The organism is Plantibacter auratus (genome assembly GCF_050587365.1).
Taxonomy (GTDB): Bacteria; Actinomycetota; Actinomycetes; order Actinomycetales; family Microbacteriaceae; genus Plantibacter; species Plantibacter auratus.
The window spans coordinates 72,848-89,347 of sequence record NZ_JBOBFV010000006.1; the positions used below are offsets into that span (position 1 = coordinate 72,848).

Annotated in this window: 5 protein-coding genes, 1 tRNA gene and 1 pseudogene; 1 reads left to right on the forward strand and 6 read right to left on the reverse strand. The window is 66.6% G+C overall.

Translation table 11 applies throughout. The annotated features are described in order from the left end of the window. Positions 1–180: 180 nt before the first annotated feature. Together ACQ3HE_RS18990 and ACQ3HE_RS18995 are read right to left on the reverse strand one after the other, a co-directional pair. Positions 181–6,591, reverse strand: coding sequence for a DUF7927 domain-containing protein (locus tag ACQ3HE_RS18990; protein ID WP_430893928.1), 6,411 nt, complete (start codon positions 6,589–6,591; stop codon positions 181–183). A 304-nt stretch (positions 6,592–6,895) separates the two neighbouring features. Further along, the gene (locus ACQ3HE_RS18995) at positions 6,896–11,362 is read right to left on the reverse strand and encodes an isopeptide-forming domain-containing fimbrial protein (RefSeq protein WP_430893930.1); all 4,467 of its coding nucleotides are present in this window, start codon (positions 11,360–11,362) and stop codon (positions 6,896–6,898) included. Positions 11,363–11,703: 341 nt separating this feature from the next. Here ACQ3HE_RS18995 and ACQ3HE_RS19000 point away from each other — a divergent pair. Further along, a pseudogene (locus ACQ3HE_RS19000) lies at positions 11,704–12,858 on the forward strand (integrase core domain-containing protein); the annotation flags it as partial. A gap of 41 nt (positions 12,859–12,899) precedes the next feature. On the opposite strand, the gene ACQ3HE_RS19005 reads toward ACQ3HE_RS19000, so the two are convergent. From ACQ3HE_RS19005 to ACQ3HE_RS19020, 4 genes are all read right to left on the reverse strand, one after another. Beyond that, positions 12,900–12,972, reverse strand: a tRNA-Thr gene (locus tag ACQ3HE_RS19005). Between the two features lie 35 nt (positions 12,973–13,007). Further along, a complete protein-coding gene (locus ACQ3HE_RS19010; RefSeq protein ID WP_175117477.1) occupies positions 13,008–13,643 on the reverse strand; it encodes a TetR/AcrR family transcriptional regulator in 636 nt (211 codons plus the stop codon). A gap of 19 nt (positions 13,644–13,662) precedes the next feature. Continuing rightward, on the reverse strand, positions 13,663–15,288 hold the full coding sequence (locus ACQ3HE_RS19015; RefSeq protein WP_430893932.1) for an alpha/beta hydrolase: 1,626 nt from the start codon (positions 15,286–15,288) through the stop codon (positions 13,663–13,665). Between the two features lie 9 nt (positions 15,289–15,297). Further along, positions 15,298–16,431: a DNA polymerase III subunit delta' gene (locus ACQ3HE_RS19020; RefSeq protein ID WP_430893934.1), complete on the reverse strand. Its 1,134-nt coding sequence runs from the start codon at positions 16,429–16,431 to the stop codon at positions 15,298–15,300. Positions 16,432–16,500 lie beyond the last annotated feature (69 nt).

Below are 16,500 nucleotides of genomic sequence, written 5' to 3' on the forward strand. Positions count from 1 at the left end.
AATCTGGCGGTTCGGTCCGCCTGCGGTAGAGAAGCCGGGTTGATGATGCTCGGGTGGTGGAAAGCTGAGCGTGCTCCGATGTCCGACGGGTGGTGTCGACACCATTAATATATCACACGTTTGACTGATATCCCAGAGTGGGTGCATGAAAAGAAGCTGAGCTGTACGCCCAGGGCCTCCTCACTCCGGTTCGACCGCCCTTGCCCTCCGTCGCAGGATGAGGACGAAGCCGCCGAGTACCACGAGGACTCCCCCGCCAGCGAGGAGCAGTGTGATCCCGTTGATGCCGGTCGATGCGAGCTGCTCTGCGGAGATCGGGTTGAAAGTGCAGGTCTGCGGGTCGCCGTCTCTGGACGGCGATGTGCACTCGTCAGGGGCGGTGACGCCGATCTGGGTCAGCGTGTTGAGCAGTCGGTGGTCGCCTTGCTCCTCGAACGACTTCACGGTCACCGTGTATTGGACCGATGCCGTCGCTCCCGGTGCCAGGTCGCCGGTCACCTGGATGACTCCGTCGAGGATCGACGACTGCACCGACCCTGACGCATTGGGGCCATCGGTCACCGTGGCGTCGTCGAGGACGTCGGCCAGGTCGTCGCTGTAGGCGACGTCACCGGTGCCCGGCCCGGCGTTCTGGAAGGTGAGGGTGTAGCGGACCTGCTGGCCGGACTTCACGGTCGCTGCGTTGCTGACGTCGGCGGTCTTCTCTGCGGTGATGTCGGAGATGAGGGCCACCGTGTCAGCTGAGATGCGTTCCGCTTCGCCGGCATTGCCGACCGAGGCGGTGTTGTGGAGTGTCCGGTCGCCGGCTCCAGTGACCAGAACCGAGTAGGTGATGACGACGGATTCTCCGGCCGGTAGCGCGCCGGACCAGCGCAGCTCGGTGCCCTCGAGTCGCACGGCGGTGCCGTCCGACGAGGACGCGTCACCGATCCACGTCGCGTCATCGAGGACGTCGACCAGTTCGTCGAGCATCTCCGCCGGGGCCTCGGGTGTGAAGTCCGCGGTGCCGTCATTGGTGACCTCGACGGAGTAGGAGACGACGTCCCCTTCGGCGAGGTTCGCCGTCACGCTCGAGTTCTTCGTGACCGACGCGTGAGCGATCGTGTGTTCTGTGCACGATGCCTCGGTACCCTCAGCAGCTGGTTCACAACCCGCTCCAGGTTCGGAACTGTCCGCACCGTCGCTGAGGACATGGTTGACGATCCGGCTGTCGCCACGCTCCGCGAACGGGAGGACCCGCACCGAGTAGGTGACGACGACGGTTTCCCCGGGAGCGATGGCACCGGTGATGGCGAATCCCTCAGCGGTGATGGGGCTGAGGGCGAGCGAGTCAGCGGAGGTTGTCGGCTCGTCGATGATCTGTGCGTCGTCGAGCACGTCGCCGGTCGCGTCGCGTGCGTCGATGGCGCCTGGCGCTGCCCCGTCGTTGCGGAACTCGATCGCGTAGTTGATGACGTCGCCGGTGGACACCGAGCCGGACGTCGGATCTGCGGTCTTGTTGATGTGGATGTCCGAGAGCGGGGTGGTGACCGTGGCGACGATGGTCTCGTCACCGCGGTTGGGGGCGGAGGCGGTGTTCACGAGTGTGTGGTCGCCGCCGTTGTTCACCTCCACGGAGTAGGTGATCGTGGCCGAGGCTCCGGCTTCGAGTGGACCGCTCCACACGAGTTGCCCCTCGGTGATGGACACCACGCCTCGGGTGGCGGTGACGTCACCGCGGTAGCTGGCGTCGTCGATCACTCCGGTGAGGTCGTCGGTTGCGACAGCGGGGGTGTCGGCGGTGAACGGTGCTGCACCGTCATTGGTCACGGTCACGGTGTACTGCACGACGTCACCGGTCGTGGTCTCGCTTCCGGCGTCCGCAACCTTGGTCACGGACAGGTGTGACACCGGGTGGCTGGTGCAGGAACCGGATCCGGGCGCGCAGGTGCCGCTCTCGGGGACTGTTCCGACGAAGTTCGTCAGCTGGTGGTCTCCACCTTCGGCATAGGGCAGCACGCGCACGGTGTAGGTGATCGTGACGGTCTCCCCCTGCTCTACCGTGCCCGTGATCGGGTAGATACCGCCAACGCCGCTTCCGACGGTGACGCGCGGGTCGGATGAGACCGGTGCGGTGACGATCACTGCATCGTCGAGGACGCGACTGGCGTCGTCGACGGTGTCGAGGGAGCCGTCGGCCGTACCGAGGTTCTGGAAGGTCAGGGTGTACTCGATCTCATCACCGGCGGCGACGGTCGTCTCGGAAGCCGGATCGGCGGTCTTCCCGGCGACGATGAAGGCCGCGCCGACGGTGTTGGTGACGCAGGCGCTTCGGCCTGCGGTGACCTCGTCGCGCGGAACGCAGGCGATGTTCACGAGTTCATGATCACCGGAGCCCTGGTAGGTGACCGAGTACGTGATCGTGACCGAGCCACCGGCGGCGAGTTCGCCGGACCAGCGGAGCAGACCGTCGACGTAGCGAGGTGCCTCGCCGGTGGATGCGGACGCGTCGCCGTTGTAGGAGGCGTCGTCGAGGACGCCGGTGAGGTCATCGGTCATGGTCGCCGGTGCGTCCGTGCTGTAGTCGCTCAGCCCGTCGTTCGTCAGGGTGACCGTGTACGTCACGGAGTCTCCGATGGCGGGGACCGTCACGGGTTCGGCCGTCTTGGTGATCGACAGCTTCGGCAGCTCCGTTGTCACGGTCGCGCACGCGTTCTCTCCCGCTGCGGCTTGCAGCTCGGGGATGCAGGCCGTGTTGGTGACGTGCCCGTCGCCGTTCGCGATGACGGTGACGGAGTAGCGGATGGTGACGGAGTCGCCGGCTGCCAGGTCACCGGACCAGGTCAGCGTGGGTGTGTTGAACACCGGATCCGCTCCGGCGGACGCTGTCGCGTCATCGTTGAATGAGGCGTCGTCGAGTGCCCCGGACAGGTCGTCCGTCATGGTTGCTGGCGCGTCGGCCGAGTAGTCGGCGGTGCCGTCGTTCGTGACGACCACCGTGTAGGAGATCGTGTCGCCCACCCGCGGGTGGGCCGGAGCATCCGCGGTCTTGGTGAGGGTGAGGTGCGCGACGGTGTTCACGTCCGTGTCGGTTCCGGTGAGCTCGCTCGCAGCGTCTGAGGGATCCGGTGCTGCGATGTCGGCGGTGTTCCTGATGGTGTCGGCGTTGTTCCTGAGCACTCGCACGGTGACGGAGACTTCCGTTGTGGAGCCTTCGCCTCCGTCAGCCTGATCGCCGCCGGCGCTCGGGTCCCCGCTCGGGGCGAGTGATGCGAGGTTCCAGGTGACGACCTGACCCTCGGCAGTACCTCCAGCGGTCGCTGAGACGAACTCGACCTCCGCGGGGAGGACATCGGTGACGATGCCGCCGTCCACCGTTTCGCCCACGAGACCGTTGGCGACCGTGATCGTGTAGGTCAGGAGATCTCCGGCCTTGGCGCTGTCCACGCCGTCGGACTTGTCCAGGATCAGTCCGGTACCCGTCGGGGTGACCGTCGAGCAGGCCAGAGCGTCGTTGTTGGACAGCACCGGGTCGTTGAAGGGGCCCGACACGGACGCGCCGACGCACACCTGCGCTGTCACTCCGGACGGTCGTACAGCCAGATCGAGGGCAAGCGGGCTGTCGAGAGCGATCGTGGATGGCGCACCGTCCGCGTCGACAGGCTGGCACTCGAGCGTGACGGGACCGTCAACCGGGGCAGTACTCCCACCGGCAGCCGAGCAGGTCCAGCCTGCAGGGGTGAGGGACGTCACGGTGAGCCCCGCCGGTACGTCGAGTGTGACGGTGGCGGGAGCAGACTGTGAGCCGCCGAGGTTGCTAATGACGAACGGCACTGTGCCGTCGCGGCCGTCCTGCAACGGCAGGTGATCGGGCACCGAGACGGTGAGGTCGGCTTCCTTGGTGCTCGCGCAGACCGCGCGGGGCTCCGCGGGGAGCGTCTTGTCGGTGTCGACGGCGACGGAGTTGCAGGCGACCGCGTCGGCGGGCGAATCGCTCGCGACGTTCGCACGGTATTCGAAGCTGACGGTTTCGCCCGGTGCAAGCGTGCCGTCGACGCGTGCACGGATGGCCTGTTTGCCGACTGGTTCAGAGGACCAGTCGTCGATGGCGCCAGGAGCGTCTGGGTAGACCTCGTCTCGGACCGGGTTGGTCGAGGCGGAGAAGTCGAGGGTCATGTTGGGTGAGACGTTCTCGACAGAGCCGAGGGTTTCGGCGAAGGTCGACCCTCGCGGGCTGGTGGAGGCGCCCTGGCTGGTGCCGACGTCGTTCAGGTAGGGCAGCACGTCGTAGGCGACGATGTCGCCGATCCGGGTGTTGCCGGTGTTCTGCACGATGATGCGGTAGCGGATGTCGGTTGCGGTCGTGGAGACCGGCACCTCGACATCGGGGTCGGAGATCCAGTCACAACCATCGGCCGCGCTGGAGTCGACTCGGCAGATCTGCTTGGTGACGGTGACGCCGTCCGCCGCTGACACGAGGATGTTCTCGGTGGCGGTTGAGAACACCTGGTCGGTGTTGCCGTCGCCGGCGACGTCGTCAGTGTTGATGACGGGTGCGACGAATGATGCGTTGTCGGCGTTGTAGCGGTGACCGGACTCGCCGATCCAAGCGGAGGCGGTGCTGGTGGTGCCCGCGACAACCGCGTAGGTGGGCTGCGCGACGACGCTCATGACGGGGAGTGTGGTGTTGATACCGAAGGAGACAGTGTCGGACCATGACGCGACGACGACCTGGCGTTCCTCGCCGGCGATCGTGCGGGTGGCTTCGGTGAAGGTGACGCCGTCGGGTACTGAACCGGCCGGGAACGATGCCGAGCCCGGTGTGATCACCCAGCCGGTGGGTGCGATGAACACGTATTGAGGGGTGATGGCGGCGTCGGCGGGGAGGTTGGCCGTGGATCCGCTGACGGTGAAGGTGACGTTCCGGCCGGGGGTTGCGTTTCCGCCGCCTTCAACCGTCGCGCGCGTCGGGATCTGCGCGGTGAAACGGGGTTGGGGGACGATGACCGATGGGGCCTTGAAGATGATGGTCCGCGATGCTGGTGGCGTAACAATGGGGGCGAGTTCGGGGTTGTCCGGGTAGGAGACCGTGGTCGTTGCCGTGTTCGTCCGTGTCTCTCCGACGGGGGCGCCGCTCGCGATCGAGTAGCGGAAGTCCACCACCACGGAGGCGTTGCGGTTGTCGCTGGGGCGGACGTTCACGGGCTGGATGACGCCGGTTGTCACCGTCGCAGCAGTGATCCAGGTACCAGCGGGGGCCGCGAAGGGCGTGGCTGCCGTGCCGGTTTCACCGGTGTTCAAGGTGTAGTCGATGCTCCCGGCGCCGGCCGACAGTGTGACGCGGTCGACCTTGGTGTCGGCCTGGCCGAGCGAGGTGTCCTCGATGACGGCGACTGCTGGGACGTTGCCGCCGTTGGATGCGGTGACCCTCCAGGAGTACACGGTCGCGGGCTGTCCCTCGTCTGGAACGATCACGACGCGGCGTCCTGCATCCGTGCCGTTGTTGGTGGAGTCTTTCAGGGAGCTGGCTCGGGCGAATGGGTCGTAGCAGCTCACCAGGTGCGAGCTGGAGGCGCGGGTGGCTTGCTTTCGGGTTCGAGGTTCGTCGAGGTAGCCGACTTCGGCGTCGACGAAGTTTGTGACGGTCGCTTCGAAGTTGCAACCGTTCGCGTCCGCGCCGGCGAAGGCGGAGGCCGGGTACGTGACGGTAACGGATCGCGGGTGGTACGGGCCGCGGGGCGTCCAGTAGGCGCCGGTCTGTTTGCCGAATCCGCCAGCGGCGTTGTATGCCGGAGAATCTTCGGAGCCGAGCGCCCACGTGACGGTGTGGGCGTCGGCGTCGTAGATGCCTCCGTCGGAGCTTGATACGTATTCGGCTTCGGGCGCGAGGGTCTCGGTGACGATGTAGTCACCCGCTGCGCCGAACTGTGATGTCCCGGCGATGGATCCGGCATCCCGCTGGGTCATGGCTCCAGAGCTCATGTACACCTGGTAGCTGACAGGGGTGTCTGGCCGGACCGTTGCGGGAGTGCTGTGGCCGAGGCTCGGGGAAGGCAGCTCGCTGGTCCAGGTGACGGCGGCAGCCTCACGTGTGACCGTCTCTTGGGCGGTGGCAGCGTCGATGGTTGCGCTGTTGAGGATTTGGAACCCGGAGGGGTAGAACTGCATCGGTCGGATCGCGGTGTACCCGCCGGTCGGGGGCATCGAGTACACGACCAGGAAGCTTCCCGAGGTGCCGGCGGGCACGGTGCCCAGTCGGGCGATCTTCCCGGTGGCGTCGGTGCCTTCGATGGTGGCACCGGCGATCCCGGCCGGGGCGGTCCAGCTCTCGAAGGTGAGCAGCGACTTCTCAGCGACGTAGCTCGGCGCTTGGGCAGCCAGACCGTATGGGTCAGGCTGCGACGGCGACAGTTGCACGGTCAGGTCGACACAAGTCTCGACCGCGCACGAGAAACTCACCCGGTAGGCGAGCCGGTTGCCATGAGCTCCGAAGGATGCATCGAGCTGCGTGTCCCCGGTCGCGTAGTCCACCGGGGTGATCTCGGTGTCGACGACAGCGGAACCGCCCCCCGCCGCGACCGCCGCCTGAGGAGCAAGCAACCCCGCGACCACGGCAATGATCGCCGCGGCAACCGTTCCAGCTCGGAACCGTCGCCGCCGTGAGCGGACGGGGTGGGACGAGAGGGTCGAAATCACAATGGGCTGCTTTCGGGAGGAGGCTGCTCAGCATCAGCCGGGTGATGCAGGGCTGACTCAGTCAGAGGGTGGTGTCGATACGGGCAAGACTCAGGTACTCGCTGACCCGACTGAAGGACACGTGTTCAATATATCAGACGAACACATGTAGAGAAATACCGGGTGAATGAGGAGAGGGCGGGGTGAGCTTGTGCTCGACCCCGCCCTCGTTGTGTTCCGGTTAGGCGGCGAGTTGCCTGCGACGCATCAGCAGCACGAGGCCGCCGATGAGGGCGAGGCCGGCGCCGCCGAACAGGAGGATGCCGCCGTTGTCGAGGCCCGTGTGTGCCAGGTGCGGCGGGACGAGCTTGTCGATGTCGGTGGTGGTGCAGGGGCCGCCGATGCAGCCCTGGTCGGTCATGACGGTGGCGTTGTTCACCACGGTCCCGGGCACGGCCGCGTTCTGCTTGACCGTGACGGTGACCTGCACGGTCTTGCTGGTGTTCCCGGCGAGTTCGCCGAGGTTCCAGGTGACGGTGCGGGTGTCTGCGTCGTAGCGTCCGTTGTCGGACGCGGAGACGTAGTCGACGTTGCCGGGGAGTTCATCCGTGACGATGACGCCGGTGGTGGCCCAGTCGGAACGGTTGCTGACGGTGACGTCGTAAGTGAGTTCGTCACCGACGGCGACGAGCTCGCGGTGGTCGTCCTTCACGATCGTGATGTCGGGCGTGTGGTCGATGTCGACGGCTTCGCAGTCGGCGTCAACGCATCCCTGGTCGGTGTCGACCCGGGCGCCGTTCGTGATCGTGTCGCCCGCGGGCGTCGCCAGAGCAACGATCGCGGTGACCTGGACGGTCCGCTCAGCACCCATCGGCAGCTCGCCGAGGTCCCAGGTGACCGTGTGGCTGTTCTCGTCATAGATGCCGCCGTCGCTTGCCGAGTCGAACTCGAGCTGCTCGGGCAGGGTGTCCGTGACGATGACGCCGGTCGCGTCGTTCTTGTCGGACAGGTTCTTCACGAGGAGGTCATAGGTGAGGGCTTCACCGAGACCCACGACCGTCTTGTGGTCGTCCTTCTCGATCGTGACCTTCGGCGGCGTGTTGTCGACGTCGGTCGCTTCGCAGTCCTCATCGCAGGGCCCGGAGACCGTCGCGATGTTCACGATCTCGGTGTCGGCCGGGACGGTGTCCTTGATCTTCGCGGTGATGGTGACCGAGACACTTCCTCCGGGGGCGATGGTGCCAAGATCCCACGTGACCGTCTGAGCGTCCTTGTCGAACACCCCACCGTTGGATGCGGAAACGAACTCCAGCTCCTCCGGCAGCGCGTCGGTGACGATGACGTCCTGAGCCGCTGCGGAAGCGGACGAGTTGGTGACGGTGATCGTGTAGGTGGTCTCCTCGCCCGGAGTGACGATGGTCTTGCCGTCGTCCTTCGTGATCGTCACGCTGGCCTTGACGAGGCCGGCGTCGAGGTCGAGGTTGACGTTCGCGCCTGCGCCGCCTCGGATCGGATCGGTGATCGTCACCGTGTGGGTGGGGACACCCGGTGCGGTGGCGTCGGAGTCCGATGCGTCATCGTCGCCGACCTGGGGCGTCGTGAACTCGTACTCTGCGGGCAGGTCGACGAACGCGACACTCCACTCCCCCAGCGGAACGGTGAAGGAGTACTCGCCGTTCTCGTCGGTGGTGGTGCGGATCGGGTTGCCGTCCGCGTCGAGGACCGGGTTGCCGGCAGCGTCACGGAGTTCGACCGTGATGCCCTCGACACCGTCCTCGCCCTCGTTCTGGAGGCCGTCGCGGTTGCTGTCGAGCCAGACCCGGTCACCGACCGTGCCGGCGGCGCGGCGGACGCTGACCAGGGGTGCCTCTGCGGCGGGAAGGGACTCGGTGCCTCCGGCGGCGGTCGTGCGGTACGAGTGCCAGGCGACGTTGTTGTTCGCGACGTACTCCGGGTTCGTGACCGCGAGGTCCTTCGCGCCCGTGAGCTTGGGTGCCTGCATGCGGAACTCGATGAACACCGGCTCCACACTGGGTGCGACAACCGGCACGGTCACCTTGATAGCGGTGACGCTGGAAGCATCGGCCGGGACGGTCGCGCTCCAGTCGTCTTCGCAACCCGCAGGCAGGTCAGCACCGTTGGCGCCGTCGAAGAGTTCCGGGCGGCACGGGTTCTCGGCGGTCGAGTACTCCACCGATGCGCCGGCCGGCAGCGAGGTGATCGACGTGAAGGTCGGGTCCCACTGAGACCCTCGCTCCTCACCGGCCAGCTGTTCGCCGATCGCGGTGTCACCCGTCACCGGCAGTACGTCGTAGACGACGAGGTCGGTGAGGTTGGTGTTGTTCGGGTTCGTGATGCCGAGGCGGTAGTCGATCTGAGAGTCGCTGCCGTCGAAGGTGGCGTTGGTGAGGCCGTCCTTCGTCCAGTCCGCGTCAAGTGCGCCCTTGACCCACTTCTCGATGCTCGCACCGGCGGTCGGGATGACGGTCCAACCGTTGCTGTCCTGTGCGATTCGCTCGTCGGTGTTTCCGTCGCCGTCGAGGTCCCAGATGTCGGTCGCGTTGCCGATGTTGGGGTTGGTGGAGTTGACGTTGTCGTCGAGGAGCCCTGCAAGCTGTGCGTCCTCGCCGGTGTGGGCACCTTCGGTTGCCGCGATGGTGACGGTGGTGTTGAACCGCACGGTCGGGCGGGGGTCTCCGAAGCGGAGTTCGCTGCCGGCAGGCCACGTCCAGGTGAGCTTGGTGCGTTCCTTGCCACCGATCGTGACCGTGGTGATCTCGAGCGTCGGCTCGCGGAGGTCGCCGAGGTTCAACCAGCCGATCGAGGACTCATCGAGCTCCAGCCCGACGGGCAGGATGTCGACGAGCTTCGGGCGCATGGGGATGTTGCCGTTGGCGCCGTTGGTCAGCTGCAGCTGCCAGCGGGTGGTCTCACCCGGGGTGAGTGCGTTCTGGTTCCCGGTGATGTTGGTTTTCCGCAGCTGCGGGTCAGTCTGTTCCGGGAAGAACGTCGCGAGTGCGGCATGCTCGTACGTGGTGGGCGTTCCGGTGGGCAGCGGCTGGCCTGGTGCGTACTCGTCGACGCTGTAGTTGACGGTGAGTGTGTTCGTCATGTCGATGAGTCCGGTGGCAGCGAAGGCTGGAGTGCTGACGCCGCGGTAGCGGATGTACTCACCCATCCCGCCACCGGCAGGGAGGTCCTTGCCGACGATGCGGAAGTCAGTGACGATCTCACCGGCCGGGAGGTCGAGGCTCGCGTCGACGGCTGCGTTGTAGCCCGGCAGGCCGGCACGCGTGTAGAGGAAGCCGGCGAAATTGGTCGGAGGCGTCCAGGTGTAGCTGCGGGAGGTGGATCCGTCCCAAGTGACCAGGTCGATCTGGTCGAGGAAGGTCAGCAACCGTGCGGTGGTGTTGATGCGCTGCAGGTCGAATGCTGGGTTGGTGCACTGATCAGCGGGCACGCCAAGGCTGCCGGGGTAGGAGCCAAGGCTACTGTCGGCGGGCACCGTCGGTGAGACTGCTCTGCCATCGACGAGGCAGGAAAGCCGGTCGATGATCGACCACGTCCTCAGCCGGTTCGTGTCGGCGACACCACCGTTTGCGGTGTCCTGCCAGCCGACGAGCGTGTTCCACTGGTACGGGGTGGTCGTGTTCGAGGTGGCGACGGTCGGTCCGTCGAAGCCTTTTTGCGCGTAGGGGACGATGTTCGCGTTGCCCGACGTCAGCGGGGGGCCGATGAGGGCATGCTCTCGCTCGTCATGGGCGTTCAGCTGGGTGCCGTCGATGGCCGTTGCGGACGCATCGAGCTGGTTGACGAAGTTGTTCACCGCCTGCGGGTCGGCCGGGGCTGGCACGAAGGTTTCGGCGGGATACCGGACCGTGAGCTCGAAGAACTGCTCCGGCGCTGCGGCGTTGTTCCGCGCCGGCGCCGGCACAGACCAGGTGACGGTCTCCGCAGCGGCGTCGTAGACGCCGCCGCCGGTCGCGGAGACGAACTGCGTCCCTGCCGGCAGAGTGTCGACGAGGGTGAGGTTCGTGTAGTCGAGTGCGCCGAGCGAGCCGCCGCGGTTCGAGGCGTAGACCCGGTACGTCGTCTCAGCATCAGCAGTGACGTCCGCCGAGGTCGTCGGGGTCACCATCTGCTTGACGGCGGTCAGGTTGCTTTCCGCCGTGGTGCTGATCGGAATCGGGGTCAGCGCCGAACCACCGTTAGTGGGTGCACCGGTGGAAGGGTCCGTGAACGTGAGGTCGGCCGTCGCGGGGAACGTGGTGCCCGGCAGGGTGGTGAAGTTCGGGACCGTCCAGGCGATCGAGAACTCACCGGTCGTGCCCGGGGCGAGGTCCTTGAGGAGGACCGACACCGGCGCACCGGCCGCGGAAACGAGGTCGACGTTGCCGTTCACCGTCGGTTCGGTGGTGATGGGCACGGAGCTTCCGTCTGGCGCGGTGCCGACGGGGGCAGGGATCGAGAAGGTCGGCGCCACGCAGTTGTCGAGCGTGATGTTCGAGCACTGATAGGCGACCCGGTAGACGAGGTTGCCGCCTGACTGGACGGTGTCGGTGACTGGGGTGATGTCGACGGACATCTTGGGCTGGGCCGCGACGGCCGCCCCGGAAAGGCCGCCGACCATGAGCGCCGCAAGCGCAACGGTCGAGGTGGCAGCCAGCCCCCAAGCACGTCGAGAGCGTGCTGGTGAGTGAATGAGCATGAGGGGATTCTCCTAATTGGCGGCGCGTGAGCCGAGAACACTTCAAAACACCGCGCGTTTGATATATCTCATGGTAACACAATCAATTCCTGTTTAGATGAGCAGCACCCGCGGAGGGCGGGGTGAGCTCGTGCTCGACCCCGCCCTCGTTGTGTGCCGGTGAGGCGGTGAGTTGAGGCGGGCGACTCAGACACGGCCGAATGGGACAAGAGCGAGGCCGCTGACCTGGGTGTGCCAGGGCAACGGCCGGTGATGCTGGTGGAGCCGCCCAAGGTGTCTGGTTTCAGGACATAGGGAACACCTGTCTCAAGACATAGGAAACCCTCGACGATGTTCGGAGGGTGTTGAAAGCGCGCCTGATCATCACCGCCATCACCATCGAGCACTGCACTCAAGCAGAGGCAGCACGACGCTACGGCGTCTCGCCCGGCTGGGTCTCGAAACTCATGGCCCGATATGTCGCCGAGGGTGAATCCGCTCTCGAGCCACGCTCACGCGCTCCGAAACACAGCCCCACCCGCATCAGCGCGACCACGATCGCCCTGATCGTGCAGCTGCGCACCCAGCTCCTCGAACGAGGCCTCGATGCCGGCGCCCACACCATCGCCTGGCACCTGACCCACCACCACAACATCACCGTCGCGCCCGCCACGATCTGGTGACATCTCCGCACCGCAGGACTCATCGAACCCCAACCGCAGAAACGTCCCCGCTCCTCCTATATCCGCTTCGAAGCGGCCCTCCCCAACGAAACCTGGCAAGCCGACTTCACCCACTGGCACCTCTCCAACGGCACCGACACCGAGATCCTCAGCTTCATCGACGACCACTACCGATACGCACTCAGCGTCACCGCACACCACCGCGTCACCGGCCCAATCGTCCGCACCGCCTTCGCGCAAACCACCGCAGAACACGGGATCCCAGCCTCAATACTCACCGACAACGGCATGGTCTTCACGACCCGGCCCTCCGGCGGACGCGGCCAGAACGGCTTTGAACACGACCTCGCCCGCCTCGGGATCCAGCAGAAGAACGGCCACCCCTTCCACCCACAAACCCAAGGCAAAGTCGAACGCTTCCGACAAACAATGAAGAAGTGGTCCACCCACCGCCCACGCCCCCACGACCTCCTCGAACTGCAACTCCTCCTCGACGAATACAACCACCGCAGACCCCACCGCGCGCTCGAACGCACCACCCCAGCGGCGGCCTACACAGCCCGCCTCAAAGCCACACCCAACCGCTCAGAATCTGAGCAACGCGCACGCCTCCGAACCGACACCATCGACAACCACGGCCGCATCACCCTCCGCCATGCCGGACGACTCCACCACATCGGCCTCGGCCGAACCCTCGCCCGAACCCGCGTCATCGTCCTCATCGACGGCCTCGAGATCCGCGTCGTCCACCACAGCACCGGGGAACTCATCCGAGAGCTCACCCTCGACACCACCCGCGACTACCAACCACAACAACCAAAAACCCCCGGACCTGAGGGTCCGGGGGTTTCTCATGTCTTGCGACAAGACAGTAGAGCCGCCCAAGGGAATCGAACCCTTGACCTTCTCATTACGAGTGAGATGCTCTGCCGACTGAGCTAGGGCGGCGCGTGCGCTGGTCGCCCGGCGCACGAGTATCCATGTTAGCGCAGCTTTTGGACCGTCGTGTACAGCTCGGCGAAAGAACGGCGGATCCGCTCGGCGAGCGACCCGGGGGTCGGCGCATCGGCCCAGCAGCGCCAAGCATGACGCAGGCCGGCGAAGCCCACCATCGTCACCATCCAGCAGCGGTCGAACAGTGCCTCGGCGTCCTCCGCGAGCGTGGGATCGTCGTTCAGCACCCGACGCTCGACGACCTTGTAGAGGCCCTCCTCGAAACCACGCATGCTCGCGATCCGCGCTCCCAGCAGGTGCGGGTGGTCGCGCAGGACGTCCTTGCGGAGATGGTGGATCTCGACGTCCTCGTCGGCGTCACCGACGGTGCGGGCCAGGAGCTCCCCCAGATCGGTGAGTACGTCGGTGGCGGGCCCCGCGGTGAGGAAGGCGTGCAGGGCGTCGCCGTCGGGGATCAGCGGGATGTCGCCGATCAGCGCCTCCTCCTTCGTCCCGAAGTAGTTGAAGAAGGTCCGCGGCGAGACCTCCGCCCGACGGCTCACCTCCTCGACCGTCACGTTCTCGAGCCCCTGCTCACTCGCGAGCGTCAACACCGCGTGCTGGATCGCCCGACGCGTCGCGAGCCGCTTCCGCTCGCGGAGCCCGAGTTCAGCCGGCGCCGTCATGGTCATCAGGATCCCGCCGTCAACTGCACATCGGGTCCTTCGACGGCACCGTGCCGTCGATGAGGTACTGGTCGACCGCCTGGTTCACGCAGTCGCTGCCCTTGTTGTAGCCCGTGTGGCCCTCACCCTTGTAGGTGATCAGCTGACCCTTGTCGAGCTGCTCCGCGAGGTTCTGCGCCCAGACGTACGGGGTGGCCGGGTCGTTCGTCGTCCCGACGACGAGGATCGGCGCAGCACCCTTTGCGTGGATCTCCCCACGCTCGGTCCGCGTCTGGTACGGCCAGTTGGCGCAGAACGTGTCGCCGTAGGCCATGTACTCGCCGATCACGGGAGCCGCCTCCTCCAGCTGCTTCGCCTCGTCGGCCATCTTCGTCTTGTCGTCGTCGTAGCTGTAGTCGAGGCAGTTGATCGCGTTGAAGGCCTCGGTCTGGTTGTCGGCGTACTTGCCGGACTCGTTGCGACCGTTGTAACCGTCGGCGAACTGGAACGCGATGTCGGTCCCACCCTGCATGACCTCGGCGAACATCTTGCTGAGGTACGGCCACGCATCGGCCTGGTACAGCGGGTAGATGATCGCCGTCAGCAGGGTGTTGCCGCCCAGCTCACGTCCGTCGTCGCCGGGGATCGGGTTCGCGTCGACCTCGTCGAGGAGCGTCTTGATCTCGGTCATCGCGCTGTCGACGGAACCCTTGAACGGGCAGTCCTTGCCCGTCATGCAGTCCTCGAGGTAGGCACGCAGAGCACTTTCGAAGCCCTTGGCCTGCTCCTTGACGACCTCGAAGTTCGACGTCGACGGGTCGATCGCGCCGTCGAGCACGAGGCGCCCGACGTTCTTCGGGAAGAGCTCCGCGTACGTCGCGCCGAGGAAGGTGCCGTACGAGTACCCGAGGTAGTAGAGCTGCTTGTCGCCGACGGCGGCGCGCAGCATGTCGAGGTCCTTCGCGGCGCTCTGCGTGTCGACGAACTCGAGCATCTTGCCCGTCTCCTCCGCACACGCGTCGCCGAAGTCCTTCGCGGCCTTCTCGTTCGCGGCGATCCACTCGTCGGAGCCGCGCTTGCCCGGCGTCACGTCGTACAGGTACGCGTCCATCTCCGAGTCGGTCAGGCAGGTCACCGGCGTCGACTTGCCGACACCGCGGGGGTCGAAGCCGACGACGTCGAAGTTCTCCTGGAGGTCCTTGTCGACGGCGAAGTCGAGGCTGTCGGCGACGAGGCTGTAACCGGAACCACCCGGACCGCCGGGGTTCATGAAGAGCGAGCCGATCGGCTTGCCGTTCGTCGCCTGGTGCCGCACGAGCGCCAAGGAGAGTTCGCCGTCCGCGGGGTTGTCCCAGTCGATGGGCGCCTTCGCCGTGGCGCACTCGAAGCCGTCGGCACAGCCGCTGGTCTTCCAGTCGAGCTTCTGCTCGTAGAAGGGCTTCAGCTCGGCGTCGACGTCGCTTGTCGCCGGCGAGGAGGACGACGTCGTCGGCTCAGCGGCCTTCGGCGGCAGGAAGGCCGTCACGCACCCGCTCAGGGTGAGCGCCGCGACCGCGAGACCGGCCACCAGGGCGACCCGCGCCGTACGGCGCGCACCGGGACCCCTGCGACGGGGTGCACCGGTCGATCCCGTCGAGTCCGACGGCTGCTGCCTGGGCGAAGTCACAGAGGCTCCCTACCGGACCGCCGACACGAGCATGGCCTCCAAGGCCAGCGCCGGGGCGACGTTCCCTTCGATTCGTGTGCGGGCGACGGAGATCGCCTCCAAGGTTTCGATCGTAACCGCAGGCGTCGTCCGGCGAGCGGCTTCCTCGAGTTCCGGACGCAATTCACGGTTGATGATCGTGGCGTCGTGCCCCAGTTGCAGGAGCACGATGTCGCGGTACAGCGAGAGCAGGTCGACCATGATCCGGTCGAGCCCGTCGCGCAGGCTTCGGGTGGCGCGCCGCTTCTGGTCCTCCTCCATCGCCCGGACCTGCGAGCGGAGGGCCGGCGGGACCGACTGACCGGGCTCGACGCCGAGTGAGCGCAGCGTGCTCTCCCGCTCGGCCTCGTCGCGCAACGAGGTGTACGCCTTCGCGTCGTCACCCGCGAGCTCGAGGAGCCGACCCGCGGTGACGACCGCCTGCCCGGCACTCCGGATGTCGAGCACGGCACGGAGCGTGGACTCACGGCGCTGCCGCGCGCCGGGGTCCGTCGCGAGGCGGTGGGCCATGCCGACGTGGCTCTGCGCCTCGCGGGCGGCGCGTTCAGCGAGTTCAGGTGCAACACCGTCGCGCCGTTCCAGCAGCTCGGCGACGTCGTCGATGGTGGGGACGCCGAGGCGGACCGAGCGGACGCGCGACCGGATGGTGGGCAACAGGTCGGCCTCGCTCGGCGCGCACAGCACCCAGATCGTGCTGCTCGGCGGTTCCTCGAGCGACTTCAGCAGCAGGTTGGACGTGCGCTCGGTCATGCGGTCGGCGTCCTCGACGACCATGACGCGGAAGCGACCGACAGACGGCGCGCGGTAGGCGTTCCGGACGAGGTCGCGGACCTCGTCGATCGTGATGATGACGCGGTCGGTGCTCAAGGCGGAGAGGTCGGGGTGGGTGCGCGCCTCCACCTGACGACGGGTGATGTCGTCGCCCCCGGGCTCGCGGCTGAGGAGCGCGGCGGCGAACGCATAGGCGAGGGTCGACCGGCCGGAACCGGGCGGCCCGGTGATGAGCCAGGCGTGGGTGAGGCCCTTGGGCGTGACCAGGTCCGACGCCGACTGGAGGAGCTCGATCGCGTCGCGTTGACCCGTCAAGTCGGTCCAGGAAGCCATGCGTCCAGGATACCGGGCGGCACCGACCTGAGCCGGCGGGGCCGGGACGGTGTGCACTCAGGGGTCGGA

Bases quoted from the DNA above. Each gene is read 5' to 3' on its own strand.
- ACQ3HE_RS18995 (WP_430893930.1), bottom strand. From the start codon at position 11,362: ATGCTCATTCACTCACCAGCACGCTCTCGACGTGCTTGGGGGCTGGCT.
- ACQ3HE_RS19010 (WP_175117477.1), bottom strand. From the start codon at position 13,643: ATGACGGCGCCGGCTGAACTCGGGCTCCGCGAGCGGAAGCGGCTCGCG.
- ACQ3HE_RS19020 (WP_430893934.1), bottom strand. From the start codon at position 16,431: ATGGCTTCCTGGACCGACTTGACGGGTCAACGCGACGCGATCGAGCTC.